At 72.1% G+C, this 2,262-nt stretch carries 2 protein-coding genes; both read left to right on the forward strand.

Annotated elements, in window-relative coordinates; genetic code table 11:
• Window positions 1–866: helicase-associated domain-containing protein (locus RIF89_RS14185; protein WP_309069724.1), on the forward strand; the 866-nt coding region annotated here is incomplete at its 5' end.
• Between the two features lie 62 nt (window positions 867–928).
• A partial coding sequence (locus tag RIF89_RS14190) for a DNA repair helicase XPB (protein ID WP_309069725.1) occupies window positions 929–2,262 on the forward strand: 1,334 nt, incomplete at its 3' end.

The raw sequence follows: 2,262 nt of genomic DNA on the forward strand, positions 1-2,262 counted from the left end.
CGTCGCTGCGCGAGGGCGACGCCGCGGATCCCGCCGCTCTCGTGGCGCTGCTGCCGAACGAGGTCGACAAGGTCTTCCTGCAGAACGACCTCACGGCGATCTCCCCGGGCCCGCTCGCGCCGGCCCTTGACGTGCGGCTGCAGAGCATCGCGACGCGCGAGTCGCACGCCCAGGCGTCGACCTACCGCTTCACGGAGGCGTCGATCGCGCGCGCCATGTCCGCCGGCGAGACCTCCGACAGCATCCTGTCGTTCCTCTCCTCGCTCTCCCTCACGGGCGTGCCGCAGCCGCTCGAGTACCTCGTGCAGCGAATCGCCGAGCGGCATGGGCTGGTGCGGGTGTCGCCGGAGCCCGAAGGCGGTCACACGATCGTCTCCAGCCGCGACCATGCGCTGCTCGAGACGATCGCGGTGGATCAGGCGCTGCGCCCGCTCGGGCTCGTGCAGGACGGCAGGATGCTCCGCACGCGCGCCTCGCGCGAGGCCGTGTACTGGGCGCTCGCCGACGCCAAGTACCCCGTGGTCGCGCTCGATGAGCAGGGCGGACCCGAGACGCTCGATCGCAATCGGATCACCTCCGCCCCCTCCGCCGCCGATCCGCTCGCGCGCTACGCCGCGCTGCTGGCCCAGCTGCGCGCCGCCCACAAGGGCGATGCGGATGCCGCCTGGCGGGAGCGCGAGCTCGAGACCGCCGTGCGCGCGAAGGCCCTGCTCGAGGTCGACGTGTCGCTGCCCGACGGATCGACCCGCACGTTCGTGCTCGAGGCCACGGGCCTCGGCGGTGGGCGCCTGCGCGGGCTCGACCGCGGTGCCGACGTCGAGCGCACGCTGCCCGTCAAGAGCATCACGGCGGTGCGACCGGCGTGAGCCGCCCGCGCGTCGGCGGCGATTCGCCCTCTGCTCTCCCGACGCCGGTAGACTGGTCGGCTATGGCTGATGGCCCCCTGATCGTCCAGAGCGACCGCACAGTGCTGCTGGAGGTCGCCCACCCCGAGGCGGAGACCGCGCGACACGAGCTCGCGATCTTCGCCGAGCTCGAGCGCGCGCCCGAGCACATCCACACGTACCGGATCACGCGGCTCGGCCTCTGGAACGCCCGCGCGGCCGGGCACACCGCCGACGACATGCTGCGGACGCTCGACACCTGGTCGCGCTTCCCCGTGCCGCCGTCGGTCTCCGTCGACATCCGCGAGACCGTGAACCGGTACGGCCGGCTCACGATCCGGCGCGGGGAGGACGGCGAGCTGCTGCTGACGTCCACCGACCGCGCCGTGCTGGCGGAGGTCTCGCGCAACAAGCGCATCCAGCCGCTGCTGGTGGCGCAGCCGACACCCGACACCTACGTGGTGGACGCGTGGGCGCGGGGCCACATCAAGCAGGAGCTGCTCAAGATCGGCTGGCCCGCCGAGGACCTCGCGGGCTACACGCCGGGCACGCCGCACCCGATCGACCTCGACGAGGACGGCTGGGCGCTGCGCCCCTATCAGCGCGAGGCCGTCGAGAAGTTCCACGACGGCGGATCCGGTGTCGTCGTCCTCCCCTGCGGCGCGGGCAAGACGCTCGTCGGCGCCGCGGCGATGGCCGAGACCAAGACGACGACGCTCATCCTCGTCACGAACACCGTGTCCGCGCGGCAGTGGCGCGACGAGCTGCTCAAGCGCACGTCGCTGTCGCCCGAGGAGATCGGCGAGTACTCCGGCCAGACCAAGGAGGTCAAGCCGGTCACGATCGCGACGTACCAGATCCTGACGGCGCGCCGGAAGGGCGAGTACCCGCACCTCGCGCTGCTGAACGCCCTCGACTGGGGCCTGATCGTGTACGACGAGGTGCACCTGCTGCCCGCGCCGGTGTTCAAGCTCACGGCCGACCTGCAGGCTCGCCGCCGCCTCGGCCTCACCGCCACGCTCGTGCGCGAGGACGGCCGCGAGGGCGACGTGTTCAGCCTGATCGGCCCCAAGCGGTTCGACGCGCCGTGGAAGGAGATCGAGGCCCAGGGCTTCATCTCCCCCGCCGCGTGCTACGAGGTGCGCGTCGATCTGCCGCCGAGCGAGCGGCTCGAGTACGCCGCGAGCGCGGACGAGGACCGGTACCGTCTCGCCGCCACCGCCCCGGCCAAGATCGACGTGGTGCGCAGCCTGATCGCGAAGCACCCGAACGAGCAGATCCTCGTGATCGGGCAGTACCTCGAGCAGCTCGACGAGCTGTCCGAGGCCCTGAACGCGCCGAAGATCACCGGATCGACGCCGGTCGACGAGCGCGAGCG

This window comes from Microbacterium sp. (assembly GCF_031178525.1).
Taxonomy (GTDB): Bacteria; Actinomycetota; Actinomycetes; order Actinomycetales; family Microbacteriaceae; genus Microbacterium.